Origin of the sequence: Pedobacter sp. (assembly GCF_965279535.1) — a bacterium.
GTDB lineage: Bacteria > Bacteroidota > Bacteroidia > Sphingobacteriales > Sphingobacteriaceae > Pedobacter.
In genome coordinates, this window is record NZ_OZ257244.1 from 4,843,901 (window position 1) to 4,870,799 (window position 26,899).

General features: G+C 39.3%; 29 protein-coding genes. 13 read left to right on the plus strand and 16 right to left on the minus strand.

Annotated elements, in window-relative coordinates:
* Nucleotides 1–5 precede the first annotated feature (5 nt).
* Complete coding sequence (locus ACQY77_RS20225; RefSeq protein WP_421940512.1) at nucleotides 6–257, minus strand: hypothetical protein; 252 nt, start codon at nucleotides 255–257, stop codon at nucleotides 6–8.
* A 148-nt stretch (nucleotides 258–405) separates the two neighbouring features.
* On the opposite strand from ACQY77_RS20225, the gene ACQY77_RS20230 reads away from it, so the two are divergent.
* Nucleotides 406–1,035, plus strand: a complete 630-nt coding sequence (locus ACQY77_RS20230; RefSeq protein ID WP_421940511.1) for a TetR/AcrR family transcriptional regulator — start codon at nucleotides 406–408, stop codon at nucleotides 1,033–1,035.
* 48 nt (nucleotides 1,036–1,083) lie between these two features.
* Here the strand turns inward: ACQY77_RS20230 and ACQY77_RS20235 are convergent, their stop codons facing one another.
* The 6 genes from ACQY77_RS20235 to ACQY77_RS20260 all read right to left on the minus strand — a co-directional run bounded on the left by ACQY77_RS20235 (nucleotide 1,084) and on the right by ACQY77_RS20260 (nucleotide 8,536).
* Complete coding sequence (locus tag ACQY77_RS20235; RefSeq protein ID WP_421940510.1) at nucleotides 1,084–1,371, minus strand: hypothetical protein; 288 nt, start codon at nucleotides 1,369–1,371, stop codon at nucleotides 1,084–1,086.
* Between the two features lie 192 nt (nucleotides 1,372–1,563).
* A complete protein-coding gene (locus tag ACQY77_RS20240; protein ID WP_421940509.1) occupies nucleotides 1,564–3,018 on the minus strand; it encodes a TolC family protein in 1,455 nt (484 codons plus the stop codon).
* Nucleotides 3,019–3,035: 17 nt separating this feature from the next.
* Entirely contained in the window at nucleotides 3,036–4,400 is a 1,365-nt protein-coding gene (locus tag ACQY77_RS20245; RefSeq protein WP_421940508.1) for an HlyD family secretion protein, read from the minus strand.
* Complete coding sequence (locus ACQY77_RS20250) at nucleotides 4,393–5,397, minus strand: ABC transporter transmembrane domain-containing protein (protein ID WP_421940507.1); 1,005 nt, start codon at nucleotides 5,395–5,397, stop codon at nucleotides 4,393–4,395. Before ACQY77_RS20250 ends, ACQY77_RS20245 begins: the two co-directional genes overlap by 8 nt.
* A gap of 163 nt (nucleotides 5,398–5,560) precedes the next feature.
* Complete coding sequence (locus ACQY77_RS20255) at nucleotides 5,561–5,899, minus strand: hypothetical protein (RefSeq protein ID WP_421940506.1); 339 nt, start codon at nucleotides 5,897–5,899, stop codon at nucleotides 5,561–5,563.
* 279 nt (nucleotides 5,900–6,178) lie between these two features.
* Complete coding sequence (locus ACQY77_RS20260) at nucleotides 6,179–8,536, minus strand: glycosyl hydrolase 115 family protein (protein ID WP_421940505.1); 2,358 nt, start codon at nucleotides 8,534–8,536, stop codon at nucleotides 6,179–6,181.
* 410 nt (nucleotides 8,537–8,946) lie between these two features.
* Here ACQY77_RS20260 and ACQY77_RS20265 point away from each other — a divergent pair, with 410 nt between their 5' ends.
* Nucleotides 8,947–9,252 carry a hypothetical protein gene (locus tag ACQY77_RS20265; RefSeq protein ID WP_421940504.1) on the plus strand — a complete coding sequence of 102 codons (306 nt, stop codon included), beginning with the start codon at nucleotides 8,947–8,949 and terminating at the stop codon, nucleotides 9,250–9,252.
* 432 nt (nucleotides 9,253–9,684) lie between these two features.
* Here ACQY77_RS20265 and moaCB read toward each other — a convergent pair whose 3' ends face one another.
* Genes moaCB through ACQY77_RS20305 form a run of 8 tightly spaced genes read right to left on the minus strand, consistent with a single transcriptional unit; the run spans nucleotide 9,685 to nucleotide 16,252 of the window.
* Nucleotides 9,685–10,593, minus strand: coding sequence for a bifunctional molybdenum cofactor biosynthesis protein MoaC/MoaB (moaCB, locus tag ACQY77_RS20270; RefSeq protein ID WP_421940502.1), 909 nt, complete (start codon nucleotides 10,591–10,593; stop codon nucleotides 9,685–9,687).
* A gap of 9 nt (nucleotides 10,594–10,602) precedes the next feature.
* Nucleotides 10,603–11,046 carry a molybdenum cofactor biosynthesis protein MoaE gene (locus ACQY77_RS20275; protein ID WP_421940501.1) on the minus strand — a complete coding sequence of 148 codons (444 nt, stop codon included), beginning with the start codon at nucleotides 11,044–11,046 and terminating at the stop codon, nucleotides 10,603–10,605.
* Nucleotides 11,047–11,055: 9 nt separating this feature from the next.
* Entirely contained in the window at nucleotides 11,056–12,153 is a 1,098-nt protein-coding gene (locus ACQY77_RS20280) for a ThiF family adenylyltransferase (protein ID WP_421940500.1), read from the minus strand.
* A gap of 6 nt (nucleotides 12,154–12,159) precedes the next feature.
* Complete coding sequence (locus ACQY77_RS20285; protein ID WP_421940499.1) at nucleotides 12,160–12,393, minus strand: MoaD/ThiS family protein; 234 nt, start codon at nucleotides 12,391–12,393, stop codon at nucleotides 12,160–12,162.
* Nucleotide 12,394: 1 nt separating this feature from the next.
* Nucleotides 12,395–13,573, minus strand: a complete 1,179-nt coding sequence (locus tag ACQY77_RS20290; RefSeq protein ID WP_421940498.1) for a molybdopterin-binding protein — start codon at nucleotides 13,571–13,573, stop codon at nucleotides 12,395–12,397.
* 2 nt (nucleotides 13,574–13,575) lie between these two features.
* Nucleotides 13,576–14,556 carry a GTP 3',8-cyclase MoaA gene (gene moaA / locus ACQY77_RS20295; RefSeq protein WP_421940497.1) on the minus strand — a complete coding sequence of 327 codons (981 nt, stop codon included), beginning with the start codon at nucleotides 14,554–14,556 and terminating at the stop codon, nucleotides 13,576–13,578.
* Nucleotides 14,553–15,143 carry a nucleotidyltransferase family protein gene (locus ACQY77_RS20300; protein ID WP_421940496.1) on the minus strand — a complete coding sequence of 197 codons (591 nt, stop codon included), beginning with the start codon at nucleotides 15,141–15,143 and terminating at the stop codon, nucleotides 14,553–14,555. The genes moaA and ACQY77_RS20300 overlap by 4 nt, the downstream gene beginning before the upstream one ends.
* Nucleotides 15,143–16,252, minus strand: a complete 1,110-nt coding sequence (locus ACQY77_RS20305; RefSeq protein WP_421940495.1) for an XdhC family protein — start codon at nucleotides 16,250–16,252, stop codon at nucleotides 15,143–15,145. The genes ACQY77_RS20300 and ACQY77_RS20305 overlap by 1 nt, the downstream gene beginning before the upstream one ends.
* 164 nt (nucleotides 16,253–16,416) lie before the next feature.
* Here ACQY77_RS20305 and ACQY77_RS20310 point away from each other — a divergent pair, with 164 nt between their 5' ends.
* The 4 genes from ACQY77_RS20310 to ACQY77_RS20325 are packed head-to-tail and all read left to right on the plus strand — an operon-like array spanning nucleotide 16,417 to nucleotide 19,028.
* Nucleotides 16,417–16,923: a molybdopterin-dependent oxidoreductase gene (locus ACQY77_RS20310; RefSeq protein WP_421940494.1), complete on the plus strand. Its 507-nt coding sequence runs from the start codon at nucleotides 16,417–16,419 to the stop codon at nucleotides 16,921–16,923.
* A 12-nt stretch (nucleotides 16,924–16,935) separates the two neighbouring features.
* Nucleotides 16,936–17,712: a molybdate ABC transporter substrate-binding protein gene (gene modA / locus ACQY77_RS20315; RefSeq protein ID WP_421940493.1), complete on the plus strand. Its 777-nt coding sequence runs from the start codon at nucleotides 16,936–16,938 to the stop codon at nucleotides 17,710–17,712.
* Between the two features lie 9 nt (nucleotides 17,713–17,721).
* Entirely contained in the window at nucleotides 17,722–18,393 is a 672-nt protein-coding gene (modB, locus tag ACQY77_RS20320) for a molybdate ABC transporter permease subunit (RefSeq protein WP_421940492.1), read from the plus strand.
* Nucleotides 18,390–19,028, plus strand: coding sequence for an ABC transporter ATP-binding protein (locus tag ACQY77_RS20325; RefSeq protein ID WP_421940491.1), 639 nt, complete (start codon nucleotides 18,390–18,392; stop codon nucleotides 19,026–19,028). Before modB ends, ACQY77_RS20325 begins: the two co-directional genes overlap by 4 nt.
* A 156-nt stretch (nucleotides 19,029–19,184) precedes the next feature.
* On the opposite strand, the gene ACQY77_RS20330 is transcribed toward ACQY77_RS20325, so the two are convergent.
* Nucleotides 19,185–19,682 (minus strand): protease, encoded by a 498-nt coding sequence (locus ACQY77_RS20330; RefSeq protein WP_421940490.1) that lies wholly within the window; start codon nucleotides 19,680–19,682, stop codon nucleotides 19,185–19,187.
* A 96-nt stretch (nucleotides 19,683–19,778) separates the two neighbouring features.
* On the opposite strand from ACQY77_RS20330, the gene ACQY77_RS20335 reads away from it, so the two are divergent.
* The 7 genes from ACQY77_RS20335 to ACQY77_RS20365 all read left to right on the plus strand — a co-directional run bounded on the left by ACQY77_RS20335 (nucleotide 19,779) and on the right by ACQY77_RS20365 (nucleotide 26,867).
* The gene (locus ACQY77_RS20335; protein ID WP_421940489.1) at nucleotides 19,779–20,840 is read left to right on the plus strand and encodes a hypothetical protein; all 1,062 of its coding nucleotides are present in this window, start codon (nucleotides 19,779–19,781) and stop codon (nucleotides 20,838–20,840) included.
* A gap of 75 nt (nucleotides 20,841–20,915) precedes the next feature.
* Nucleotides 20,916–21,515: an RNA polymerase sigma-70 factor gene (locus tag ACQY77_RS20340; RefSeq protein WP_421940488.1), complete on the plus strand. Its 600-nt coding sequence runs from the start codon at nucleotides 20,916–20,918 to the stop codon at nucleotides 21,513–21,515.
* An 11-nt stretch (nucleotides 21,516–21,526) separates the two neighbouring features.
* A complete protein-coding gene (locus tag ACQY77_RS20345; RefSeq protein ID WP_421940487.1) occupies nucleotides 21,527–22,483 on the plus strand; it encodes a FecR family protein in 957 nt (318 codons plus the stop codon).
* Nucleotides 22,484–22,485: 2 nt separating this feature from the next.
* A complete protein-coding gene (locus ACQY77_RS20350) occupies nucleotides 22,486–24,228 on the plus strand; it encodes an STN and carboxypeptidase regulatory-like domain-containing protein (protein WP_421940486.1) in 1,743 nt (580 codons plus the stop codon).
* 218 nt (nucleotides 24,229–24,446) lie between these two features.
* A complete protein-coding gene (gene msrA, locus ACQY77_RS20355) occupies nucleotides 24,447–24,941 on the plus strand; it encodes a peptide-methionine (S)-S-oxide reductase MsrA (RefSeq protein WP_421940485.1) in 495 nt (164 codons plus the stop codon).
* A gap of 279 nt (nucleotides 24,942–25,220) precedes the next feature.
* On the plus strand, nucleotides 25,221–25,778 hold the full coding sequence (locus ACQY77_RS20360) for an RNA polymerase sigma factor (RefSeq protein ID WP_421940484.1): 558 nt from the start codon (nucleotides 25,221–25,223) through the stop codon (nucleotides 25,776–25,778).
* Nucleotides 25,779–25,883: 105 nt separating this feature from the next.
* The gene (locus tag ACQY77_RS20365) at nucleotides 25,884–26,867 is read left to right on the plus strand and encodes a FecR family protein (RefSeq protein ID WP_421940483.1); all 984 of its coding nucleotides are present in this window, start codon (nucleotides 25,884–25,886) and stop codon (nucleotides 26,865–26,867) included.
* Nucleotides 26,868–26,899 lie beyond the last annotated feature (32 nt).

Genomic DNA, 26,899 nt, shown 5'->3' on the forward strand with positions numbered 1-26,899 from the left:
GAGTTTTACTTTTCGATACGGGCTTTTATTTCTGTATTGATGTTTCTCAAACTGGTTAACATGGGCAAAAAGGTTACCGAGCATCCCAATGCAACAGCAATCAAGCTGGTGTTTTGGGTATGAATGGCAAAATACACCAAAGATATACAGCACACGAACATGGCCATACCAAGAACGATTGCTGCATGTTGCAAATTTTTTTTCCTCGTTTTAAGTTCTTCTAAGCTTGATTCACTTAATGATTTTCCTTGCGCCATGGGTTTGAGTGGTTAATTAGTCAACAAAAACATGCGTATCAGTAAATCTACGCCAGGATTCGTTTTTGCAAATATACAATATATCACCAATTGGTGATAAAATATTTAAAAAGGATTGTGTATTTTTCACAACGTAAATATTATTGGCATGAAAGAGGCAGCTTCTGAGGGAATATCAAGGAATAAGGAGAAGAGCAAGCAAAAATTTTTGGATGCTGTTGGGAAGATATTAAACACAAAAGGCTTTTCAGGACTAAAAGTCAACGACATTGCAAAAGTTGCCGGGTTGGATAAAAAGCTGATGTATAATTATTTTGGCGGGCGGGATCAGCTGATTGATGCATACATACGTTCCAAAGACTTTTGGAGCAATGCCGCAGAGGGAAACAGCAATACGGTTATCGATGATGGGGGTAAAGCGCTTACTAAAAAGATGCTGCTTTCTCAGTTCGATTATGTGTATAAGAATAAAGAACTGCAAAAAATTCTGTTATGGGGCTTAATAGAAAACAGGAAAGCCTTAAAAAATGTGGCTGAAGAAAGGGAGTTGAACGGGGCAGTTTTATTTGAAAACATCACTGATCCGTTTTTTGCCGAAAAAGCGAATCGTTTTCGTGCGGTTTCAGCCCTGCTGGTTGGTGGGATTTATTATTTAGATATCTATGCCAGCACCAATGATTTTACTTTCTGTGGTTTAGACTTAAAAAGTGTAGAAGGACGGGCTGAAATTGAAGAGGCGCTGGCATTCATCATTGACAGTACTTATTCTGCTGTTTAGGCAATACGCTTTTAGGTTAAAACGCTTCAATTTACCAATGGGATGCCGCTATAAAAACTTCAATACCAATTGTTCCCATTCTTCATTCAGTGATATACCTGGTCGGCTTTCCTGTGCTCTGTTGTACCAATAATCTGCATTCCAGATATCTCCCTCTTTACGGTGCAGATAGGCATGAACATGTGCAGAGGAGCGATCATTCAAATGATCAACCAGATGATGTGCCTGATCCCAATCGCCTTTGCCATCATACCACAACGCTTTCAACTGCACAGACAGTTCCTTTTCAGGCTGATTTTGCTGTAGTGACTTTATAAATTCTTGCAGGCTTTTCATATGGAATAGATTGGGTTTGATGTGTAATGTAAAAATAGAAAACATCGTTGTTAGTCGCAAAATCCTTTCGCATTGTTTTTGACCAAAAGGTTAAGGAGGGTAGTGCTGAAGTACTTAACACTACCCTAAAAACCAATATCCTGAGAAGAAGATTATGCTCTTAAGCATTAAGATTGCTGCCTTTAAAATTCCTTACAAGTGCCTCGTACCAGCTTTGTAGTACAATTCTGCAAGTGTTTTTTCATATCCGGCTATCATGCTTTCCTGTTTGATTTTCATGTCAATCAATTTCGTTTCTCTGCTGTTAATCAAAAATAAAGTACTTTCTCCCAGACTGAATTTCTGGTTCTCTCCATCTACAAGAATCTGTTGATTTTCGATGCTTTTAGTCTGAACATTTACCTGGGCAGCATAGGCCGACAAATCATTGAAAGCGGAAGTGATATCGTTTCTGATTGTTCTTCCAGATTGTTGAAGGTCATAGTTTAGCTCTTGTTGTTTGATTTTAACTTCACGGAGCTTTCCGCGCTCAGCTCTTAAAAAAAGCGGAAACGAAAACTCTACCCCCAGTTTATAATTGCTCCAGTTAAAGTCATAATAGCCTGGAACATTTCCATCAAAATTAGTCCTGTTCGATATGAGGGTTCCCATCAGGTTCAGTTTTGGTTTTAATTGTTCTTGCCGGTAAGATTTTTCAACAGCCAGCTGACTGGCTTTACTGCTTAATTTTAACAATTCGGGGTGCCTGTCTGCCTGTCCAATCAGTGTGTCCAGCAATTGTGGCGTAGGTCGTTTTATATTCTCTATTATGCGTTGAGGGATAGCATCTTCAGGAAGTTCAAGAGGAGATCCATCCTCATTCCAAAGGTGATTAGACAATACTAACCTTGCGTTTAACAATTCGATGGCTGTTTTTTCTTTCTGGATAATCCGCTCCTGAACTGTAATATAAGCTTCTACCGAATCTATCGCTGGCTTATCTCCAATCATAGTTTGTGCACTAAGTGCTTCAAAACGGCGCTGTGCCAAATCGACCCCCTCAATTATGAGCTTATGCTGCTGGTAGGCATAATACCAGTTCCAGTAGTCTTTTACTACACCGTACCAAACACTGTTAATCTGTTTCAGCTGTTCAGCTTCTGCATATTGTACCATTATTTTCGATTGCCTCAATGTACTTCTTCGGGCATCAATAATTAATCCTTGTCCGAGTGGAATACTCAAGCCTACAGCAGATAAGCCATTTGAATTGGTTCGGCTTTCAGGATTTACATATGTGCCGACATTTCGGTCATAACCTATTTTCAAATCTGCGCCTGCCAGCCAGAGCGGAATTTTAAGCTCATTGCTCCATTTGTTGTAGTAATTGGTATTTCCAAACAGCTTTTGGCTAAAACCTGCTTTTAATGCCGGGTCGAAATACCCTAGAGATTGCATTACATTGGCCTTTGCCGACTCACTTAGTAATGCAGCTTGTTTAATAACAGGATGATACCTGAAAACCAGCATTTGCAGATCTTCGAGTGAAAATACCTGTGCAGTATCAGCTGCTTTCGCTCTTAATGATTGTGCGAAGCTTATCTGATGGCCAATAAGCAGGCAAAGTAACATGAGCAAGGGATAAAATGGTTTTGAATATATTTTCATTTATTTACCTCCAGTCTTTATTTTTTCTCCTTACCATAATCCGAGGGTTCTTTCTCTAAACTTGGAGGGAAGCCGTTCAGCTGTCGCCAGATTTCATACCAAAGTGGTACCGATCTTAAAATGATACGACCATACACACCAGATCCCTGACGCAATTGAGCTGGCCAGGGTTCATCCTTAGCAGGAACAGGGGTGGTTTGTTTAACCAGTAACCGGTATTTACCTCCGGTGCTGCTTACGCGATCAATAGACGAAACTTTGCCTGCAAAAGTACCCACAGCAACAGATGGCCAACCAGAAAATTGTACAGATGGCCAACCTTCAAACTGTAATCGAACATCGCTCGTGTCTAAAATCAATGGAATATCCATGGCACTTACATATAATTCTGCTGCAACTAAGGGTGCTTTAGGCTGAAGTGTAGCTACCGATTCGCCTTCTTTAATGTTTTCTCCAATTCCGGCTTTGAGCGTTTTTACAACAAATCCATCCTGAGGGGCGCGGACTACGTACAGGCTTCGCCTGATGGCGATGTTGGAGATGTCATTTCTTAATTTCGCAATGTCGCCCTGGGCAGTTGCCTTACTGGAAATTGCCGAGCTCATATCTGATTGTGCCTTAGATATCGACTCTTCATATTTGGCCCTGATATTGTCGAGCTCAATGCTACTGTTCAATAGATTCTGTCGGGAGTTATTCAGCTTATTTCGCTGGCTAATTACTTTTGCATTATCTTCCTGAAGTTTCAGCCGGCGGGTTTCGATATCTGTTAAGGAAAATAGGCCATTCTTGAAACCAGTTTCATAACGATCTAAACGCACTTTAGTTGTTTCGTATAGTTTCTGAACCGCCAAAAGCTCAGCACTATCAATACTTACATAATTTTGTGCCTGTTTAACTTTATTTTCGGCCGCCATCATTTGAAAGTGTAAACCGTCTGTTAGTGCTTTCATTTGTGCTTTTGTAGCGTCTATCTTTTGAGCAGCTGCTGTTTCACTACCGCGCTTGGCGTTTAATTGCTCATTTAAACGGGTAGGCAACTCCGGGTCGAAATAAGATTGGCTGGTTTCTGAAATGATTAAAATTGTGTCGCCTTTTTTTACTTCCTGTCCTTCTTGCACAGCCCAGTGCTCTATCCTGCCACCAATTTGGTTCTGCACAGTTTGAGGCCTGTCTTCCGGTCGTAAAGCGGTTACAGTACCTCTTCCAGGGATGGTTTGACGGTAGGGCAAAAACAGTAGGATGGCAAAGAAAATAAACAGAAAGATGCTTACCCTGCCTAGCATCATCGGACCATTGGCATTGAGGATTTTGCTATTGGCATGTACAGAAAGTTCTTCCCAGTTTTTTAACTGGTTTAAGTGCTTGTTCGACTTACCCATGGTTTAATTCTCCTTCCTCCAACTCCAGGTCGGTAACAACAGCAAGTTTTTCACTTCCCGTAACCATATCAAATACGGTATTCAGATTAGTCATTAACTTTTCAATAGCATAGCTAATCTGCACAATAATTACCTCGGCTGCCACAAACTGTCCGAATGTCATTTGGCGTTCTACTACAAAATAGGAACCCAATAACAATAATGCACCCATGAGGATGGTACGCATGGCTACAGCACTCAGGAAGAACTTTTTCAATACACTGAAATGGTCGTTTCGAGCCTGAATGTAATTTGCAGTAATTTCATCAGTTCGGGTAATAATTTCCTTTCTCTTAATACTGCTTTGACGATAAGTATCCAAATCTGCAGCAATTTCTTCCAGATAACCTACAACCTCATATTTATAGCCAGATTCTTCCAAACTGGTTTGTACACCCTGACGAAAATACAATATGAGAATCAAAATAATTACGACTAATACGAACATCCCGAAAGCCATAAATACCGGATGGTAGAATGACAGGAGTATTACACTGAAAAAGATTTGAACAGCTGCAGCAACAATATCTACCAACAGTTTGGTTAATCCTTTTTGAATGGTTAGAATATCGAAAAACCTGTTAACTAACTCTGAAGGATTTTCACCTTCTAATGCCCTCTTTTTAATACGCGGTAAACGAAAGGCAAATTCAAGGGCTGCTTTGGTAAATATTTTCTGTTCCAGAAATTCTACCAGTGTAAATTGGCCGATTAGCAATAGCCCGCCCACTACAATGCCAATCAGGATGACTGCAATGAGGATATAGGTTGAACTATACATCGCACCATTGGATAATAAATTGAAAACGGCGCTGGTACCAAGGGGTAAGGATAGCCCTATCAAGCCAATCAGCATGGCGTAAACGTATATATAATTAATTGTCTTACGTTCGTAATGGAGTAAACGTATTAACCTTTGCCATGGTGTTGGTGCACCCGCAACGTGAGGATTCTTCATTTTAATTCTATTTGGAGATGAATATTTTTAGCAAAATTTAAGCAGCCATGCCACTAATGATGTGACATGAGCCATTTAGCCCGTTTAATACAGGACTAATAATATTGCGGGAATTTTATTTTTCAGGTGTAAAAAAAATGATCCCTATTAAATGCTATCTTATTTAGCAGGAAAAGTCTGGAGGCGGTGTGGGAATATTTCTGGGAGGAGGGTTGCCAATTCTCATTCGGTAATCGTGTATTCGAACTGGTAAATGGTTGGTCCAGAGTGGATGTTCATGATCTATTACAGGAGATTCATAAAGCATTAGTTTTTTCTTGCTTTTCTCAAAGGCTTCTTCCTCTTTTTCTTTATTTTCAGAGGCATTTTTTTCAATGGCAGAGCCATTTTGTGTACATGAAAATGATGAAATGGAAAATGCACACATTTTTATTGCAAAAATGGTTAACAATACGATTCCGAATGTTCGTTTTAGTAAGTTATTTCTTAGCGCTTTCATCATTTGTATTGCAAATATAGCGTGAACAATACTTTTAGAGATGCATATAGCGCTTTTTGCCTCATTATTAAGTCAAATTTGAGCTGCTTTTTAGGATTTTAACTTTAATGTTACGGTAGAATTAAAAAGAGATTAGAAATTGCTTTAAGAAATTATTGTTTCGCTTTTTATTGAACGTTTTTCAGTTACGATTAGGTTGAATGCTTTACATTTCAAGTTCTATATGTAAAAGGTAATGTGATGATAAAAATTAGAGAGAAACGGTAACGAAGTATTTCAATATCATTTAAGAAAAATGCTAATCTGATCAAGCACAACTCCCTCATCAATGGCTTTAACCTGAATATTGTGATTATTGTTTTTTTCAGAATTTTTCAGCACATGCCTGGTCTTCTTCAGGGCTCTATTGGTTAAAACATTCTTTTTCCATTCCTCTTCTCTGTCCTGTGTTTTATAAGAAATAATTTGTTTGTCACCTCCATCTACCGAGATTTCGTATCTCAGTTGTTTCCCATCTACAGGGTGATTTGGCGCTAAAGCAAGTTCAATCCAGAGCGAATCAGTGGCAGGAGCATTAAAATTGTATTCAACGGTGCTGTTTTTGGCGATTTCTATTGCACCTTGCTGGTAGCCAAGGCCGTGAGCCAAAGGTTTTTGACCTTTGTATATGGTATATGCTTTCCCATTCAATAAGCGGAGGGGAGCCTGTTTTTCAAGCAGTGGGTCACCTGTTTTCCTATGTTCTAACTTATCAAAAACAGGCAGTTGCCGTGGTTTGTAATCCATCATCTTGTTCCATTTGCCGCTGGCCAGCGTATTGTATTTTTGGGTTAGCGATACAATATTGTGATAGGCTTCATCACTAGCTGCCCATTCTGTTAAACCATGCCTGGCCAGCTGGGCATACAGGTGCTTTTTATTCATTTCTGCGGCAGCGCGAACGGGGTACTCCACCAGTTCAAACCAGGCATCTTGTTTTGTGGCAGGGATTTTCCTTGAAAGTGTGATTACAGCGTTCGCAATCTTTTCATAATCTGTCAGGCGTTGTTTAATTTCTGCTTCGTTCCAGTCTATGTCGCTAACAATTTTAAATTTCGGATCCTTTTCTTCTGTACGGGTGTTCCCCATAAATTCGGGCTTCCGGATATAGGCCAATCGATAATATTCTTGCATGATTGCGCATAGTGCAGCTGCATTTTCGTTTCCGAATTCACGACTCAACCAATTTTGAAGGTGCTTGTTAAGACCTTGCTGGTTGTTTTCAATCCCGTTGATATTCCAGGCCATATCAAGAAAAAGTTCGCTGAGGTATTCGCCGGGCTTGATATCACCAACATTCAATATCCACATATCCTGAGCACCTTTATCATAAGCCAGCTTCATTTGTGTATAAATCTGTGCAGGATGGTTAGTGCTTAACCAAAGGTAATCATGCGGTCGTCCCCAATAGGAGATGTGATAGTATACACCATTTCCACCCTTGCGCAAACGTTCCTTTTCGTTCGGAAAATGTCTGATGTAACCGTAATTATCATCACACCACATTAAGGTCACATCATCCGGAACCTGAAGACCCATGTTATAAACATCTAATACTTCTTTATAAGGAATGAAAACCTGCGGTACTTTTTCAAGATCGGGATTAAGATTTTTGGCAATCATCTCCCGCTGGTCTTTAATAATTGCTGTCAATGCATCGTATTGCTCTTTTAAAGTATTTGCGCCCTGCATTTTACCGTCATGAACACCCCGGATACCCAAAGTATACACATTATCGGAATTTTTAAGTTGTTGTACCCGGCTTTCCCAAAACTTGAGCACATTATCTTTATTGTGTACATAGTCGTATTCACCTTTACCATCTATTTTCCATTCTGCATTGGCATTCCGCATCATGGGTTCGCAATGTGACGAACCCAGCACAATGCCATATTTATCAGCCATTTCTTTATTACCAGGGGTGAGGTAGAAAGCCACAGAACATTCGTGCATGGCCGGCCAAAACATATTGGCCCTTAAGCGCAGGAGTAATTCAAAAATCCTGGCATGTGTTTTCGGACCGATTTGTCCTTTTATGTTACTCGGTTCATTGGTAAGATAACTCCATGGTGTAATACCCCAATCTTCATCATTGAGGAAAATGCCCCTGTATGCTACCGAAGGATACTCGAACTGACTAAATCCATTGCTTAAACGGAAGGAGTTTCTTTTTTCGATTGTAGCATCTGCCCACCATTCCCAGGGAGATACGCCAATTTTTCTGGAAATTTCTAAAATCCCATAGGCTGTTCCGCGTTTGTCGCTCCCTAAAATATACAGTTTATCATCAATAACTTTTATCACATAGGCTTCTTTATGGGTTGCCAGTTGCTGTATGGATTTGCTATCCATCATCTTCTCTGCCTGGCTGCCATTCCCTAAGGTCCCGATAAAAAGCTTTGCCTGGTCACTTTTGGTCATTTTGCCTCCAAAAACTGCCTGGTAATCTTTTGAAAGCATCTCAAATGCCGTACTAACGACTTCCTGTTCACTACTTTCAATAGATACTGCTAAATCTGTATTCATGCTGAAAACAAAATCGGCAAAGGATAAAAATGGATAAGCAACACTGAAGAGGAGAATGATGATAATCTTTTTCATTTATATAATTACTAAATGGCTGATCATGTGTTGTTCATGATCAACAGGCTTTCAGTCTGTTATTTGGTTAGATTGGTTGGGCTAAATAGTCCTATGCATCTCAAACATACTTTTTTTAGATTATAATGCTGTCCTGTACAGTTATGAAGGCAACATGATTTATCTTTCTAGCAATCTGTGCTATCTTTTTATACCAGGTTCAGCATCTTATGTACTTTATTGATGAGGAACTTTCTCTTTGTATTTTAATTGAGACAGACGTTGGCTTTTCTTGTAATTAACACTACAGGTGGGTGGCTTGCCGCCTACATTTAACGTTCAATTGAAGATACTTAAAATTATTGTTTCTCATTTTCAATTGGTTAAAGAAAGTTGCTTGCATAGCTCAGTGATGATTATAAATTTGCCTTATGACTGTTACCGTATTGCCTATTTTTGAGACTGAATTTAAGCCGCAACGCTCTCTTGCGAAAGTCATGAATGATAGATTACAGAAGGCTGCAAGGGAATTGCAGACCACTCATTTTTCTGCGCTTTCTGGCAGGGGTTTTTCTTCTGAAGATTTAGTTGTTTACATTAGCTATACACCGAAATATAAAATACGCTATCGCATTGTAAATGATGTACCTGCTGATATTGAGTATTTTGTAGCAGAACGTTGTGGTAGATTAGGCTATCTCTTGTGGAGAAGCTATGTTGCTGAGGAAGTAGAATAAGTAACGACTTTATTTACCAGGTATCCTTTTTATGGGTGTGAATGGTATCCATTACAAACTGGGTAACGGCATCGTTTTCATCTGCCTTACGCAGTCTTTCTTTAATATTAATATTCCAATCACGAAGTGCTGCTTCAGCACTATCGCCAGTTCCAACAATACCGGATTCAAGATTCGGACCTAGTACTGCTACAAATTTTGATCCTTCTTGAAATAGAAGCGGCTGAAATTCACGAACATAACCTGACTAAAATAACCGGGCAAGGTGATGGGCTAAAATCAAAGCTAATTTTTTGTTCTTCCGAAACATTCATCTGTTCCATATCTGATTATATTGATGTGTTTATTATAACAGCACAGGATTTAAAGTTGTTTCACGATTTTAGCAAAAAGCTCAGGTAGAGATATTTTTTGATTTGGGTGCTGAAGAACCTAATGTTTCTGTCCTTTATTGATTTTAAAAAGGTGTAAAACCTGAGGAAACAAGGCATCTATGCTTTCTTCTACGCCACGCACTGAACCTGGCAGGGTTAAGATTAATGTTTTGCCGGCAAAGCCTGCAATACCTCTCGAAAGCATGGCATAAGGCATTCTGTCCTGCCCATACCGTCTGACAGATTCCATTATTCCATCAATGTTGCGGTCAATTAGCGGTGCAATCGCTTCAGGGGTAACATCTCGAGGCGAAAGTCCGGTACCGCCTGTTAATATTAATATATCGAACCCTTGTGCAATCACGCTTTTAGCCATTTTACTGATAGATTCAATGCTATCGGGCACAATTTCATAATGACTGGTGTCAATTTTAAAATCAGCTAACCTGGAAACAATTACTTTACCAGATCGATCTTCATTCTGACCCTCAAAAACGGAATCAGAGCAAACCATCACTGCAGCTTTAATATCGGGAAACTGCATGTTTTTCAGGTCTGATTTTCCTCCGGATTTTTCCAACAATCGAATATTTTCTATTTCAACACCTTTATCAATAGGCTTAAGCATATCGTACATGGTAAGTGCGGTAACTGATGCGCCATGCATGGCCTCTACCTCAACACCTGTTTTATAAATGGTATGCACTTCAACGTTAATGATAACTTTAAGATCCTGAATATCGTATGTGATAGCGGTATATTCTACCGGCAGAGGATGGCAGTCGGGGATCATGTCGCTGGTGCGTTTAACACCAAATAAACCAGCTGCACGGGCAAATTCGAAAACATCACCTTTTGGTATTTTTCTTTGTACAATGGCCGCTATGGTTTCTGGTTTAGAAACTTTTACAGTTGCAGTTGCAACCGCTATTCTGAGTGAATTGGATTTTTTGGTAATGTTAACCATGATTAAAACTTAAATATTTTCTTTCCACTGGTGCGTGTCGTCTTCGAATAATTCCTTGCCCCAAATGGGTAGTTCTGCCTTTATACGTTCTACAACTTCATTGCAGGCATCAATTGCCGGTTTTCTGTGTGCAGAAGAGGTAAATACAAAAAGACAGATTTCACCGGCTCTTATGGTGCCTAAACTGTGGTGGATGTGCATACAGCTTAAAGGATATTTGTTAAAAATCTCTTCCCTGATTTCATGCATTTTATTTAATGCAAGCGCTTCATATGCTGTATATTCAATGGCCGAAACGAATTTTCCATCAATTTCGTCTTTCCTCACCTGACCCATGAAAATGCTGTGACCACCAATATTGGTTTTGGTACTGTGCTTGGAAATGCTGTCTGCGATGAATAGGGGCGAAATGGCTCCGTTGCTAAAGATATTCTTTATTTTTTTATCACTCATATTATCTGTTTAAAAATGATTTCTCCATTTAGCAATTCCACCTTTTAAGCTATATATTTTTTTTGCATTTCCATATTTTTCCGACAGCCGTTCTGCTGCAGCAACACTTCTGATGCCATGTTGACACAAAAAGACAATATGCTCTTCCTGAATATAGCTTTCGAGGAAATGCGCTAATTCAGACATGGGAATCTGTGAAAAAACCTGGGGATCTAATTGGGGAACTTCATGTCGTTCGCGAACATCAATTAAGCGTGTTGATGCTCTTTCCTTTAACACTAACAACTTAGCCATATCAATTTCTTCGTAGGCTTCTGGTAGTGTGCAATTGTTATGGTAATTCATATTTAAAAATTCGATTTCAGCTGTTGGCAACTTATAGTTTTTGGCCGGACTGATTTGAAGTTTATATTGTTCTTGTGTTAATAAGTTATAGTGTAATAACGTGTTAATAAGTGGTTTGCCTATATTGGTGATGAGCTTGATTGCTTCAGCCGCCGCCATTGTACCCAATACTCCGGGTAAGGCTCCTAAAACGCCATTTTCTTCGCAATTGGGAATTTCCCCGGCATTTGGAGGTACCGGAAAAAGATCTCTGTAGTTGGTGTGGTTTTGATGATCATCTGCTACATTAAAAATAGCCAGCTGACCTTCATATCCTGACACAGCGGCAAATATTAAAGGTTTTTCTAACAGTACGCAGGCATCATTAATCAGGTACCGGGATTCAAAATTATCTGTTCCATCAAGGATAAAATCATATTGTTTGAATAGCGGAAGGATGTTGTTCTGATCAATCCATATGGGGTAGGTATTTATATCAATATCCGGATTGATGGCTTTCAGCTTTTCAGCGGCTACGGCCACTTTCATTTTGCCAATATCATTGGTGTTATATAAAACCTGTCGATGAAGGTTCGAAAGAGAAACGGTATCATCATCTACAATGCCAATCGTACCAATGCCCATAGCCACAAGATATTGAAGCGCCGGACAACCCAATCCTCCTGCACCAATAACCAATACTTTTGCAGCAACAAGCTTTTGCTGTGCAACTTCACCGAAGCCTTTCAGGATAATCTGCCTGCTGTATCTTTCCAAATTCATTGTCATTTATCCTCCAGAAAAGGGTGGCATAATGGCAACAACATCATTGTTGTTTATTTCTGTTTTTACCTGAACAATATTTTTGTTAAGTGCCAGTTTATATTTGGTTCCGGCTAAATCCGGGAAATTTTTTTCTAAATACACCCTTAGTTCATCAGTATCGCTAATATTTACAATGCTGATTTTTTGTTGCGGTAAGAATTCCGCGATTTTTCCAAAACTGATTACTTCTATCTCCATCTTATTGAGGTAATAATAATATATTTACCTTTTCGCCAACAGCAAATTCCTGCTGTGTTTCATCCAGGCAAATGAGGCAGTTAGCCTGTGCAAAAGAACTCAACCTAAAAGATTCCTGGGCATGTAAAGGAGTAACCTTTGCATCAGTATAAACTCCTTTTAGAAAGTGTGTTAGTCCGGCTGTTTTTTCATACCTGTGGGTAAGCGTAGCCGTAATTTCACGTACACTGTTTTCTTTATTCGAAAGCTTTTTGATTGCAGGGAGCACATAATTGTAATAACAATTTAATACTGATGAAGGATTTCCGGGCAAGCCAAAAACCAATTGATCTCCTTTGGTTCCAAAAAAAAGTGGTTTGCCTGGTTTTTGTTTTACTTTGTGAAAAATTTGCCGAACACCGCAACGTTTGGAGGCTTCCAGAACAAAATCGTAGTCGCCAACGCTTACGCCGCCAGTGAGGAGTACCACATCATTTTTAATGAGCGCGGCCTGAAGAATTGAGGTTAATATAATTAAATCATCATCTGCCTGCAAAATTTCAATTGAGGTAATGCCTTCTGATTTTAAAGCTGCAGACAATGAATAGGAATTTGATTCATAAATCTGTCCGAAGTCCAGTACTGATCCCGGTTTCTGAAGCTCTTTGCCAGTAACAATAATGGCCACTTCAGGCATAGGAAATACCTTCACCTCTGTAATGCCTATTCCGGCAAGAAAGCCAATCGCTGCCGGACTAAGTAAGCTTCCGGCAGGCATTGCCAGCTCACCAGATTTGATTTCAGAACCAATAGGTCTAACATTTGAACCTAAATTAAGTTGCTGGTCTTCAATTTGAATTTTCCCTTCAGATATCTTCACTTTTTCCTGCATCACCACGGTATCCGCACCTTCGGGAAGCGGTGCCCCGGTAAAAATTCTTGCAGTTTCGCCGGATTCTATGTGGAGCGTATTACTGGTTCCTGCAGCCATTTCACCAACGAGTTTTAATGCTTGTGCATGGTCATCGTAAATTACCGCATAACCATCCATAGCCGATTGCCTGAATGCCGGGATATTGTATTGCGCATAAACATCTTCGGCTAAAATATGGCCTGAGGACTCAATGAGGGCTAGGGGGATCGGGTTTAGCAGCTTAATCTGTTCGGAGATAAGCGCTTTAGCTTCTGTAACACTAATCATCACTATCCTCCAATTGTAATCATGCTTCTGTTCTGAATGGCAGCTGCATCCAATTCTTCAAAATGCGTTTTTAACTGGCCACCAAGTTCCTTCTTCTTGCTCCATATAGAGGCTTTAATTAATGGAAGAACATCCTCATTTTTTCTCAAAGCACTGAGTAAATCGGTTTCTCCATCAGAAAAAAGGCAATTTTTAAGTTTACCATCTGCAGTTAAACGCATCCTGTTGCAAGTACTGCAAAAAGGAGCGGTCATGGTACTGATAATGGCAAATGAACCTTCATGCCCTGGAATCATGAAATGCTTGGCAGTATCATTAGCTGATCCTTCAACAGGTAGTACGGTAAAATCATTGGCTATAACCTGAAGGATTTCTGCCAGAGAAAACATCTTATTGCTGGTCCATTTATTACCGCTAAAGGGCATAAATTCTATAAATCTGATCTGAACAGGATTGTGTTTTGTCCAATCGATAAAGTCTTTAATTTCATTATCATTAAGCCCCTTCATTACCACCATGTTAATTTTTACTGCAATTTTATTTTGCAAAAGCAGCTCAATGTTGCTCCTAACCTGATGGAATAAATCTCTTCTGGTAATCATGAAAAACTTTTCGGGCTGCAGGGTATCTAAACTGATATTGATCGACTTAATATCCGCCTCAATGAGTGCTGGAAGCATTTCTGCAATCCGGGTACCATTAGTAGTAATCACCAGTTCGACTGGCAATTTACCCAGCGCTGCAATAATTGCTGCTGCATCTTTTCTTACCAGTGGTTCGCCTCCTGTAAGTCTGATTTTTTTTACCCCTTGTGCCACAAAAATTTTAGCCAGCTGAACGATTTCTTCTGTTTGCATCAATCGTGACGCTGGTGTAAAATCATAATCTTCCTCTGGCATACAATAAAAGCAGCGGAAATTACAGTTATCGGTAAGCGATATCCGTAAATAATCATGTACTCTTCCGAATGAATCTGCTATCATTGATTTTGGATTAAATTATTGTAATCTGCTGCGGTATCGATATCGATCAGTCCCTTTTCAAATGGTACTTTAGCGGTATCTGATGCATTTTCTGCAACTATTTTTTTTGCGCCAGTGCTTCCCTGAAGATTCAAAAGCTGGTCGAAATATTTCTTATTAAACAGCACAGGCGTTCCACTTGTTTCGCCATAGGTACTTGCCACAATTCCTTTGCCTGTAAGTTGGTGATTTTCTGCTAATTTTTCAAAAATCCGGGCAGTAATAAAAACCTGATCGGCAACTGCTATAATAACGTTTTCAATGTCTTTTTTGGTATCGAGGAGTGCAGTTAAGCCTGTGGCAATGCTTGAAGACATTCCAGTCTCCCATTCATCGTTAATGATGTATTGGATTTTTAGCCCCTGATGTGCTTTTGAAACCTCACTTGCGTAGGCACCAAGAACCACAACAACAGGATGAAATGAAGTTTTTAATGCTGCTTCACTTACGATGGTTAGCAGGGTTTTATCCTGATAAGTTAGCAGTTGCTTGGGTTTACCTAAGCGGCTTGAGTTACCTGCGGCTAATATGATAATTCCGGTATCCATTAGTTGCCTTTTATATCGTGAACATGGATAGGTGCATTTTTCTGTTTTAAAAACTGAGCTGAGGCACCGCTAAAGATTGATTTTATTTCAGCAATGATAGATATTGCGATTTCTTCTGCCGTTTCCGCGCCAATATCCAGGCCTATGGGGCCGTGAACCCTGGTTTGATTTTTCACAGTGTTCATATTTAGTTCATCCAGCATTCTGATTAACTTTCTTTTTGGACCTAAAGTTCCAATGTAGGCAGCATCTGTAGCGATCAACCGGCCAAGTAAATCAACATCATAATTGTAGTTGTGGGTCATCAATACGAAGGCTGTGCGATCATCGATACTTATGTGATTTAAAAACTGATCGGGTTTACTAACCAACACCCGCGTAGCCTTTGGAAAACGCAAGTTGGTAGCATGCGTGGGGCGACCGTCAACAACCGTAACCTCCCAACCTAATCGGTCAGCGATTTCTGATAGGGGCTGTGCATCGTTCCCGGCACCTGCAATTATAAGCGAGATAGGTGGGCAGATAAATTCTAAAAAAGCAGATGTTAAGTAGCCGTTGATTTCATATTCCTTAAAGTCTGAGGTTTTTTCTTCCAGTAATAAGGCTGTATCTGCCAATATCTGCTCATTAGCAGGTAAGCTGCTCACGAGCTGTTCAGGGCGGTAAAGTATTCTTGTACCTAATTGCTGCTGGTTTTCAAGCGAAAAAAAGGTCACCAATACGGCATTTTCCCTTCGTTGCTGAACTGCTTTTAATATGGTAATCGGATTGATTTCCTGCTCAGGAAGAATGGGTTCAAATAGTATATGTACTACACCGTTACAGCCTAGCTGGATGCCAAATTTAGCATCGTCTTCGTCTGTAGTATCATAACTCACGAGCTTTGTCTCCTGCTGGTGAATTGCAGAAAGCGCTTTTCTCAAAGCGTCCCCTTCCAAACAGCCACCACTTATTGCACCAGTAAGCATACCATCATCTGTAATTAACATTCTGGCACCAGGTCTTCTGTAAGATGAACCCTCTACTTTAACAACAGTTGCTAAAGCGGATTTCTTCTTTTCTTTTAGTGCTTTTTGATAAGCAATGAGTATATCTGCAATTTCTTTCATTTGGGATACCGCAATTTAGGTAAAAAACCAGTAAATAGCATCAGTTAGTCTATATGTTGTGTCAAGAAAAGCTATAGGATTGTACAGGTGGGTTAAGTATGAGCTAATTTAAAGTATTTTTCTTTAATTTGAAGTCCTTATTCACCTTTGGTTCATTCTTATCCATGAAAAAATATAATCTTGCTTTATTTATTACTTTTTTAGTCATTTTTTTCAGTGCCGGAGGGCTTAAGGCTCAAAAAACAGAAAGTCCAATACTCAAAATTACAGGAGAGGTAGATCATGCGATCCAATTTAGTTTGCCCGAATTGCAGAAAATGGATCGGGTGGCACTTGATAGAAATGATCGTGATGGTAAAATACACCATTATTCGGGGGTGCTTTTGTCTAATTTGCTGAATAAGGCGGGGGCATCGATGGGTGAAGCATTGCGGGGAGAAAATTTGCGTAAGTATGCCATGGTTAAAGCTTACGATGGATATCAGGTTATTTTCACATTAACTGAACTGGATCCGGAATTCAGTGATGAAAAGATAATTTTAGCCGATCAAATGGATGATAAACCGCTGCCACCTGCTGATGGTCCGTTTAGAATTATTGTTGAAAAGGATAAAAGACCTGCCAGATGTATAAAACAGGTGTTGAGTATAGAAGTTGGAATTGCACAATAGCGGATAACTAAAATGATAAAATTTTTAAAATTCAGCGGCATCTTCTTTAGTTTTTTGGTGTTAATGTTATTACCGTATGCAGTTGCTGCGCAAACCTTACGAATTGCTGTAGCAGCCAACGCACAAGGCGTAATACAAAAACTTCAGGCCGATTTTAAGAAGCAGACCGGGATTGGAATAGAAGTGATTGTTGGTGCTTCGGGCAAGCTTACCGCACAAATTATGAATGGAGCACCTTATGATATTTTTCTTTCTGCCGATACAGAATTTCCTGAAAAACTGTACCAAGAGGGCTTTGCAATTCAAAAACCAAAAATTTATGCATTGGGAAGTTTAATTGTTTGCGGGCATGTTGAAGGAGATTTTAAAAACTGGCAAAAGTTGCTTGTTGATGCACAAACGGTAAAAATTGCGATTGCGAATCCTAAAATTGCACCCTATGGTAAAGCGGCTGAGCAAGCACTAAAATTTTATAAACTAACGGATCGGCTTAGTTCAAAACTGGTTTTTGGTGAAAGTATTTCACAGGTAAATACCTATCTGCAAACGGGAGTAGTTAGAATCGGATTTACAACGGAGGCTTTTTTATATGAACAAAAATCTAAAAAACAGGTAAAATGGGCCCGGGTGGATCAAAAAAGCTACGAACAGATTGCCCAGTCAGCTGTGTTGCTAAGCTATGCAAAAAAAGGTAAACTGGCAGATGCTACCCGGTTTTACAATTACTTATACTCCGCAGCTGCCAGAAAGATTATAGCAGCTAACGGTTATCACTTACCTCAACAGTAATAAAACCTAATGGATTTAGACCCAATATGGCTCAGTATTAAATTGGCAGTAATAACAACTTTTTTACTGTTATTACTTGGTATTCCTGTCGCTTACTGGCTTTCACGTAAGCAGAATCTCTTGAAGATTATTATTGAAACCTTTATTACAATGCCTCTTGTACTTCCACCATCGGTATTGGGGTTTTATCTGCTGCTGGCTTTTAGTCCTAATAATGCCCTTGGCAGGTGGTTACACGAGTACTTTAATTTACAGCTGGTTTTTTCTTTTAAAGGATTGATATTCGCGTCTGTCATTTACAGTTTGCCTTTTATGGTTAGCCCTTTAAAAGCCGCGTTCACTCATTTACCCAAATCAATAGCCGAGGCATCTTATACAATGGGTAAATCTAAACTTCAAACTTTTTTTGCTGTCTTACTGCCCAATATCAAACCATCACTTTTTACTGCTGCAGTATTGACCTTTGCACATACTTTAGGCGAGTTTGGTGTGGTATTGATGATTGGTGGAAATATACCTGGTGAAACCAAAGTGGCTTCCATTGCTATTTACGATTCGGTAGAAACAATGGATTATGCCGGCGCTAATGTTTATGCGCTGATTCTTTTTGCAATAACTTTTGTTATTGTATTGGGTGTATTTATTTGGAATAGAAATGCCGTTAAAAGTCCGTTCGAATGATAGAAATCTCCATTTTTAAGAAAATAAAAACGCATCACGGAACGTTGGAACTGAATGTAGATGCTGTTTTTCAGTCGCATAGTATCACCCGGATTTTAGGGCCATCTGGTGTGGGTAAAACCACTTTTTTAAAGATGCTCGCCGGACTAATTACACCCGATGCAGGAAAAATAATAGTCAAAAATGAGCTGTGGTTTGATGAAGCCAATGCTTATTCGAAGCCAGTTCAAAACAGAGCTGTAGGATTTGTTTTTCAGGATTATGCGCTTTTTCCTAATATGACGGTAGAGAAACAGCTTAAATATGGCAGCGATGATCCCGAATATATCGATCGGTTATTGGAGATAGGAGAGTTAAGCCGATACCGGAAAAGTTTGCCCAGGCAGCTTTCAGGCGGTCAACAGCAACGTTTAGCCATCTTAAGGGCTTTGTCAACAAAACCCGGCTTATTACTGATGGATGAGCCCTTCTCTGCTTTGGATTTGGAATTAAAAAACCGCTTGATCAATAATTTAAAAACACTCCTCGCCGAACAAAAAACAACCGTAATCCTGGTTACCCATGCCGAAACCGAAATGAGCGAAGAGGGAAATAATTCATTTATATTAACTGAAAAAGGAATGATTTCGGGTTAACAGTTGGTTTAAGTAAGGGATGGTTGTCAAGTACTTAGTTTAAAGTTGTTAGTAGCAATTATGGAGTATAAAGTAGCAGGTATAAAGTAGCAAGACCAGCTATTCGTTTCTTCCATACGTGATACTTAATTCTCAATGCTAAGTACTTGATGCGAACTACTTCAATTCTAGGGTGAGGCTATCTTTTACTACTATTCCGCTGATGGCCGAACTGTTGTATTTGAATGTGTATTTCCCCGGTTTGGGAATCTGATAAGCTTTGGATACGTTTACTTCAGCACTTAAACTGTCTCCCGGCTTCAGCGTGATATAGCTATCTGCCGGAGGCGGCATAATGCGTTTAGCCATTGGCCCCTGATATTGCGCTACAGTACCATCTGTTGTGGTGACATCTAAATATTTGCTCATTAATGGTTCAAATGGCGTGTGCCATTTGCAAAATTTACGCAGGCTATCAGTGTGGTTGTAAACTACGAAGCTCAGTTTGACAGAGTCAGCTATTTTCGCTGTTGCATTACTGCGTAAAACAGCTGTTAAGCTGGTGTCTTTTTCTACAGAACTTGAATCGTTTTTTCCCTCAGAAACTTTTGAAGAGGAGCTGCAGGCAGCACAAAGGAGTATTGCTGCAGCGGCCGTGATAATGATGTTTTTCATAATGCAAAGCTAAGGGAAGATGTGTAATAAAAAATATTATTCTTCCACATAGGGGTAAAGCTGAAACAGTGTGTCTTATTTTAAAATTAGACAGAAATGGATTCAACTTTATCAAACATTAAGAACAAATTATCTATAGCTTGCTTCGCAACATTAAGTTTAGCTTTATTGGCTATTAGCGGCTTTGCGCAGGGAAACAAAAAAAACAAAGTCAATATTGGCCTGATCTACCCCATCAGTACCAACGGAACACATGCTCCAAAGGATACAAACAGTTTTTCCCTGAACTTATTGGTAGGTGTTTCTGCTAAAGAGAAAGGAGTATCATTTGCCGGATTGTCCAATGTAGTACGTAAAGATGCCAGCGGTGGTCAATTTGCAGGTTTTTCTAACCATATTTTAGGGAAAGTTGATGGCGCTCAGTTTGCAGGTTTCATCAATACTTACGGTGGTGGAAAAGGTGCGGCCTTTGCCGGTTTTGCAAATGTTTCTACCGCTGGCAATGGTGCCCAGGTAGCGGGTTTTTTAAACTGGAGCGCTAAAAATGCAGCTTTGCAAATGGCAGGTTTCATGAATAAAGCTGCTGATGTAAAAGGTTCTCAGATAGCAGGTTTTATCAATATCGCTAAAAAGGTTAAAGGTGTTCAGGTGGCTGGATTCATAAATGTAGCTGATAGCAGTGATTATCCTATCGGATTTATCAATATTATTAAGAACGGGGAAAAAAGTATTGCATTAACAACTGATCAGAACCTTACTACCCTGGCTACTTTCAGGTCGGGTGGAAAAGTATTGTACGGTATTATTGGTATCGGTTACAATTTCAAAAATAAAGATGAAGTATATGCGCTTCAATTGGGACTGGGGGCACATTTTTTCCAATCTGAGCATTTCAGGTTAAATACCGAACTTATTGCCGGGTCATTACATAATTTCAAACGGGGCAATTATTACAAGTATAGCTTCCAGTTAATGCCATCATTGAGAATTGCACCAAATCTCGAAATATTTGCAGGACCGTCATTCAATTTCGTAATAACCAATACTGAAGAAGGGAAAAGTTTGCAAAAACATTATATCCAAACCTGGGATAGAAAAAATAATGGCTTTAATGGAATGTTCCTGGGGTACACAGGTGGTTTGTCAATCAGTTTCTAACCAAATGATTTCTCCGTTGATCTGGGTAAATGCCAGACCAGCGGAAATAGTTAACAAAATAAATAAGCTATATATTTGGACACAATTAAATCGGTGACATTAGCAGCAATATCTTCCGGAACGCCCCATCAATATGATGATACTGCATTTGAACAGCTGTTTAAAACGCATTATGCTGCACTACATGCTTATGCTCAGGTAATTGTTAAAGACGAGGATATTGCAGAGGAGATTGTTCAGGGCATGTTTCTGAAATTTTGGGAAAAAAGAGAAAACCTTCAGATAAGCGCCATCAAAGCATATCTATACAAATGTGTATATCACGACAGTTTGAATTACATCAGGCAAGAACAAACCAAAAACAGGTATCAAGAATTTACGGTACATACGATGAATACAGAACATGAACCCGCATCTTTAAAAGTAGAGCTGTCCGAACTTCAAACACATTTAAGGAATGCTTTGAACGATCTGCCTGAGCAATGCAGAACCATATTCCAAATGAGTAGATTTGAAGAACTTAAATATCGTGAAATTGCCGATCAACTTGGATTATCAATCAAAACAGTGGAGAACCAAATGGGTAAGGCCTTGAAAATTTTAAGGTTTAAACTGGCCGATTTTATGGTTGTTGTGTTTCTTGGATTTTGGGCTTTTAAACAGTTTTTTAATTAGAAGAAAAGGACATGACTGATGAATTATTGATGAAATTTCTTCTAAACGAAAGCAGTGAGGAAGAAAACGAAGAGGTAAAAGTATGGCTAACTGCAGCTGAGGAAAATCAAAAACACTTTATCCAATTGAAAAGCATTTGGGAATTAAGTGGAACACTTGCCGGCCAAACTAAACAAGATAAAGATGCTGCCTGGGAACGTTTTAAAGTAAAGAGAGCGGAGCTACAAAAGGCCAATACTAATGCTAAACGGTTTTGGAGTACTTCAGGTTGGCTGAAAGTTGCGGCCATACTTCTGATTACCGTAGGTATATGGTCTACTTATAACTGGTTAGGACCCAGTAGCTTTACTTCATTACAAGCCAGGAACCAGATCCACACCGAAATACTTCCTGATGGATCGGTAATAACCTTAAATAAAGAGGCTAAAATCAGCTATGCGCGTTATTTTAAAAACAATAGAAAGCTGAAAATAGAAAATGGAGATGTATTTTTTGAAGTTGCCAAAGACAAGGCACATCCATTTGTAATTGACGTAGACCAGGTAATTGTCGAAGTGGTAGGAACTGCATTTAACATCAGTCAGGCCAATCATGTTACGGAGGTTAATGTAGAAAGTGGCATTGTAAAGGTGAAATTAGGCCAGTCTGAAATTAAGCTGTACAAAGGAGAGAAAATCACCATTAATGGCAAAACCAAAAAGCTTGCTAAAGTAAAAAGCCAGGATCAACTGTATAACTACTACAAAACAGGGTTAATACAAAGCAACAATACCCCGCTATCTAAGCTGATACAAACATTAAACAAAGCCTATGGTAGTAACATTACTTTGGACGCTGCTGTAATTGACTCGGGTATCACAACAACCATAAAGATCGAATCATTGGAACGGGATTTAAAGTTAATTTGTTTAACCATGAATTTAAAACAGACGCGTAGCGGCAACCATATTTTGCTGTCCAACCCTTAAAAATGAGGCATTCACTGATCATTTTATTGCTCTTCATTTCGGGTTATTGTTTTGCACAACAAACCAATGACGACTATAGACGGAATTTATCGAAGAGGGTATCACTTTCTGTGCAGCAGACGCCTCTGCATGAGGTATTGCAATTGCTGAGCAAAGCCGGGGAATTCTATTTCTCGTATAACGGTCAACTATTTAATCAAGACAGCCTCATTAGTCTTAAAGTTAAAAATATGCCCGTAAGGGATGTGTTAGATCAGGTTTTTGCAGGCAAGGTAGACTATAAAGAAAATGCAGAATATATTATTTTGCGATATGCTGTAAATCACTTAACCATTGAAGCAGAACGGATTTCGACTGATGATAACCACTATGAAATTAGCGGATACGTAAAAGATACCCGAAGCGGGGATAGGGTGAAACAAGCAAGTGTGTATGAAAAAAGACTGCTTCAAGCTGCTCTTACAGATCAAAAAGGCTATTTTACCCTACGTTTCAGAGGAGAACATACAGGTGTTATCCTCACCGCGAGTAAGGAAAGCTATAGAGATACATCCCTGGTTTTCCTTGCTGATATAAATGTAAAACCTGAAAAATATACTGATCCAGATAGTGAAAAGGGCACTTTCTTTTCCAATACCTTTGGTGGGAAAGGCATCTGGAGATTTCTAACCTCTTCAAAGCAACGCATTCAGAATCTGAATATTCCTGATTTTTTAGCTCAAACGCCTTTTCAGGTATCGTTTACTCCTGGGTTAAGCTCACATGGGAGCATGAGTTCCAGCATTGTTAACAAAGCCTCTTTAAATGTTTTGGGTGGTTATACCGCAGGTACAGATGGGTTTGAAATGGCAGGTGCCTTTAATCTTACCAAAGGTGATATCAAGAAGTTTCAAATCGCCGGATTATTTAATGCTGTTGGTGGTTCGGTAAAAGGGATACAACTCGCAGGAGCGTATAACGATGTAAAAAATGAAGTTGGTGGCTTTCAAATTGCCGGATTGGTGAATGATACCAAGGGTAAGGTGAGTGGTGCTCAGGTGGCAGGGGTGGCGAATATCGCCAGAAAAGGTTTTAAAGGTGTTCAAATCGCAGGTTTATTAAATTCCAGTAAGGAAACTTCTGGTTTACAACTGGCTGGGGTTACCAATTCAACTTTTGGAGTACTAAATGGCGCACAGGTTGGGGGGATTTTGAATTATGCCAAAAAGATGAAAGGCTTTCAATTTGGGCTTGTTAATCTTGCAGATTCATCATCTGGCGTAAGTTTAGGATTGGTCAATTTATCCTCCAACGGTTTTAAACAGATTACTATTTACAGCAATGAGGTAGCCAATACCAATATTGCTTTGAAAACAGGAAATTCGAAATTGTATTCGTTACTTATAGCAGGTAACAATTTTTCTGATACTGCCCGGGTATTAACTTTTGGTTTTGGTTTAGGCCATGAATTCCTTTTAAATAAACGCCTTTCTATTGCAACTGAAGTGACAGGGCAAAGTATTTACCTTGGAAATTGGTCCTACTTTAATAATCTCTATCGTTTTCAAACGCAGTTTCAGGTTATGCCTGCTGAACGGTTGATTGTTTTTGCAGGGCCTTCTTATACCTACTACAGAACCGATGCTCCACCAGGAGCTTCCGGGAAAAACTATAAGCACGAATTGGCACCTTCCTGGGCTAAGCATTTTAATAATCAGGCCAAGGGTTGGTTAGGTTGGAATTTCGGTTTATCCGTTTTGTTATAAACCTGTTCTACCCACCTGTTGATTAAGATTTCCAAATCTGCGGCAATCGCGATTGCAGTAATCTTAGGTTTCTTAGAAGACTTTGGCATTTAATCTGTTATTATACCTGCTGGTTCTACATTCCGTCATACGTAAGCCAGTTATTGCATTCCTTTCGGTTTTTGCTTGCGCATTGTGAATGCAGGCTGTATCTTTATTAGTAATAAAAAGGAGATTATATGAATACAGAAAAAGCGATATTGGCAGGTGGTTGTTTTTGGGGAGTAGAAGAGCTGTTTAGGAGTCAGCCAGGCGTAATTTCAACGGTGGTTGGCTATACCGGCGGTGATGTTCCAAATGCTACTTATCGCAATCACGGAACCCATGCAGAGGGGATAGAGATTGTTTTTGATCCGGCGATTCTCTCTTATCGCAAGTTATTAGAATATTTTTTTCAAATCCATAATCCTACCACCAGAAACAGGCAGGGAAATGATGTCGGTACATCCTATCGCTCAGCAATATTTTATCTAGATGCAGCGCAGGAAGAAACAGCAAAAGCATTAATTGCAGACATGGAGGCCTCAGGGAAATGGCCAGGTACTATTGTAACGGAAGTTATTCCGGCTGGTGATTTTTGGAATGCTGAAGAAGAACATCAGGATTACTTACAAAAACATCCCTATGGATATACCTGTCATTTCGAACGACCTGAATGGAAGTTGACAGAGTAATTAGATGCAATTCCAGCATTCATTCTGTATAAAATTTTGAAAGCATTTAACATCAGGTAATTTCATTAACCTTGCTGAAAAATGCCCCATGAGTAAAGTTGCTTTTGGGGCATTTTTTTGCTCTTAAAGAATCGGCCTTATCCATTTAATATGCAGGATAAATCCCCCATTTGATGCTGCGGGGATTAGATGTGCCGGAAAATTATTATCTTTAACTCCCTGTTGTCGATTTGTTAATCTAACATTAAGCCTTATCTTAGGGCTGCTAATTAACTAAAAATGCTTGCGCTGAGTGAAGAGTCGGATGAAGTACTATTTGATCTATTAAAAGAAGATAGTGAAAGGGCTTTCAGCGTATTATATAACCGGTATTGGGAGAAACTCCTCGAAATTGCCTACATCAAACTACAATCTCAGGAGGATGCAGAAGAGGCTGTTCAACAGGTTTTTATGAGGATTTGGAATAGCCGGCATCAAACTTTTCTAAAATATACCTTCCGAACTTACATCTCTGCGGCTTTAAAATATACCATCTACGCTAATTATGCTCAACGTAAAAAAAGAAAAGCAATCTCTTTCGAGGACGAACTATCACATAGTTTAGCCGATAACAGCACACAGCACTGGTTAGATTTCGCTCAAATTAGAGTTGAAATTGAAAATCTGGTAGTCCAGCTTCCCGAAAAATGCCAGATGGTATACCGTTTAAGTAGAGAAGAAGGTTTAAGTGTCAAAGAAATTTCTGCTAATATGGATATTAGTGAAAAAACCGTTGAAGGTCATCTTACAAAGGCCTTAAAGCATATTAAAGGTAACTTGAGTATGCTTTTTATGTGATTTTTTAGCTTGTTTTATTGCGTTTTTAGTAAAAAATAGATTTTTTTTCATTTAGACCAAGGGTATTTTACTTTTTTACATACTATAGGTTTGTAATCTATGAAAATGCCTAATCAACAAAATTCAGAAATCGAGAATTTAGCAGAGAAACTGCTGAATAATACGATAACACCAGAAGAGTTTAAGCAGCTTGAAAATTGGTATGCGGAGGTACCGGTTGAAGCTCCCGTCTGGAATCTTCAGGATAAAGACAAATCTCAGCTGCAACAGCGCCTTTTTAATTCTATTACCGAAAAGATGAAGAGTGGGCGGGTAAAAAAACTTCGCTGGAAATATTTTGCAGCAGCAGCCTCTTTGGTTGCAATCAGTACTATAGGTATTTTACTTTGGCAATATAACAATCAAGAAGATCAAATTGTACAGCATGTAGAAACTTCTACCTCAGGTAAAATCACTAAAGTACACCTGCCCGATCATTCCATTGTCTGGCTTAAAGGTAATAGTCGTTTAAACTATCCTTCAAAATTTAGTGACAGTACCCGTAATGTAGTTTTACAGGGAGAAGCTCTTTTTGAAGTTGCGAAAGATAAAATGCATCCCTTTGTAATCCAAACGGGTAAATATGTTGCCCGCGTACTGGGAACAAGTTTTAATATCAATGAAAATGCGCAAACTTTCAAATTAACAGTATTAACTGGTAAGGTGGCCGTTTCTTCAGCCCAAAAAGATGCTCAGCTAGCGGCACCGGTTATTGTTACACCTGGAAATGAATTTGAAGCCCTTAATTCAACCCAACCTGCCCGGGTAGTTGTGGCCGCTGTGGCAAACAAAGCCCTGATCTTACATGGAACGGAATACGATATGAATTTCGAAAGCGTAGCTTTTGATGAAGTGAAGCAACGCATTGAAAGGAAATTTAATGTACAAATCGTTGCAGACAAGGCGCTTTATGCCAACTGTGCTATTTCCGCTGATTTAACAGATCAATCTTTGGAAACCACATTAAAACTAGTTTCAAGCTCAATAAATGCAAAATTTTCTATTAATAAAGATCAGATTACCCTTACAGGAGGAGGGGATTGTAACTAATGAAATAAACTTTACTATCAACTATAAACACA

Bases quoted from the DNA above. Each gene is read 5' to 3' on its own strand.
- ACQY77_RS20365 (WP_421940483.1), top strand. From the start codon at position 25,884: ATGCCTAATCAACAAAATTCAGAAATCGAGAATTTAGCAGAGAAACTG.
- ACQY77_RS20345 (WP_421940487.1), top strand. From the start codon at position 21,527: ATGACTGATGAATTATTGATGAAATTTCTTCTAAACGAAAGCAGTGAG.
- ACQY77_RS20325 (WP_421940491.1), top strand. From the start codon at position 18,390: ATGATAGAAATCTCCATTTTTAAGAAAATAAAAACGCATCACGGAACG.
- ACQY77_RS20230 (WP_421940511.1), top strand. From the start codon at position 406: ATGAAAGAGGCAGCTTCTGAGGGAATATCAAGGAATAAGGAGAAGAGC.
- ACQY77_RS20360 (WP_421940484.1), top strand. From the start codon at position 25,221: ATGCTTGCGCTGAGTGAAGAGTCGGATGAAGTACTATTTGATCTATTA.
- moaCB (WP_421940502.1), bottom strand. From the start codon at position 10,593: ATGGTTAACATTACCAAAAAATCCAATTCACTCAGAATAGCGGTTGCA.
- modA (WP_421940493.1), top strand. From the start codon at position 16,936: ATGATAAAATTTTTAAAATTCAGCGGCATCTTCTTTAGTTTTTTGGTG.
- ACQY77_RS20245 (WP_421940508.1), bottom strand. From the start codon at position 4,400: ATGGGTAAGTCGAACAAGCACTTAAACCAGTTAAAAAACTGGGAAGAA.
- ACQY77_RS20255 (WP_421940506.1), bottom strand. From the start codon at position 5,899: ATGATGAAAGCGCTAAGAAATAACTTACTAAAACGAACATTCGGAATC.
- ACQY77_RS20260 (WP_421940505.1), bottom strand. From the start codon at position 8,536: ATGAAAAAGATTATCATCATTCTCCTCTTCAGTGTTGCTTATCCATTT.
- ACQY77_RS20275 (WP_421940501.1), bottom strand. From the start codon at position 11,046: ATGAGTGATAAAAAAATAAAGAATATCTTTAGCAACGGAGCCATTTCG.
- ACQY77_RS20280 (WP_421940500.1), bottom strand. From the start codon at position 12,153: ATGAATTTGGAAAGATACAGCAGGCAGATTATCCTGAAAGGCTTCGGT.
- ACQY77_RS20265 (WP_421940504.1), top strand. From the start codon at position 8,947: ATGACTGTTACCGTATTGCCTATTTTTGAGACTGAATTTAAGCCGCAA.
- moaA (WP_421940497.1), bottom strand. From the start codon at position 14,556: ATGATAGCAGATTCATTCGGAAGAGTACATGATTATTTACGGATATCG.
- modB (WP_421940492.1), top strand. From the start codon at position 17,722: ATGGATTTAGACCCAATATGGCTCAGTATTAAATTGGCAGTAATAACA.
- ACQY77_RS20240 (WP_421940509.1), bottom strand. From the start codon at position 3,018: ATGAAAATATATTCAAAACCATTTTATCCCTTGCTCATGTTACTTTGC.
- ACQY77_RS20330 (WP_421940490.1), bottom strand. From the start codon at position 19,682: ATGAAAAACATCATTATCACGGCCGCTGCAGCAATACTCCTTTGTGCT.
- ACQY77_RS20310 (WP_421940494.1), top strand. From the start codon at position 16,417: ATGAAAAAATATAATCTTGCTTTATTTATTACTTTTTTAGTCATTTTT.
- ACQY77_RS20300 (WP_421940496.1), bottom strand. From the start codon at position 15,143: ATGGATACCGGAATTATCATATTAGCCGCAGGTAACTCAAGCCGCTTA.
- ACQY77_RS20225 (WP_421940512.1), bottom strand. From the start codon at position 257: ATGGCGCAAGGAAAATCATTAAGTGAATCAAGCTTAGAAGAACTTAAA.
- ACQY77_RS20305 (WP_421940495.1), bottom strand. From the start codon at position 16,252: ATGAAAGAAATTGCAGATATACTCATTGCTTATCAAAAAGCACTAAAA.
- ACQY77_RS20285 (WP_421940499.1), bottom strand. From the start codon at position 12,393: ATGGAGATAGAAGTAATCAGTTTTGGAAAAATCGCGGAATTCTTACCG.
- ACQY77_RS20235 (WP_421940510.1), bottom strand. From the start codon at position 1,371: ATGAAAAGCCTGCAAGAATTTATAAAGTCACTACAGCAAAATCAGCCT.
- ACQY77_RS20350 (WP_421940486.1), top strand. From the start codon at position 22,486: ATGAGGCATTCACTGATCATTTTATTGCTCTTCATTTCGGGTTATTGT.
- ACQY77_RS20335 (WP_421940489.1), top strand. From the start codon at position 19,779: ATGGATTCAACTTTATCAAACATTAAGAACAAATTATCTATAGCTTGC.
- msrA (WP_421940485.1), top strand. From the start codon at position 24,447: ATGAATACAGAAAAAGCGATATTGGCAGGTGGTTGTTTTTGGGGAGTA.
- ACQY77_RS20290 (WP_421940498.1), bottom strand. From the start codon at position 13,573: ATGATTAGTGTTACAGAAGCTAAAGCGCTTATCTCCGAACAGATTAAG.
- ACQY77_RS20250 (WP_421940507.1), bottom strand. From the start codon at position 5,397: ATGAAGAATCCTCACGTTGCGGGTGCACCAACACCATGGCAAAGGTTA.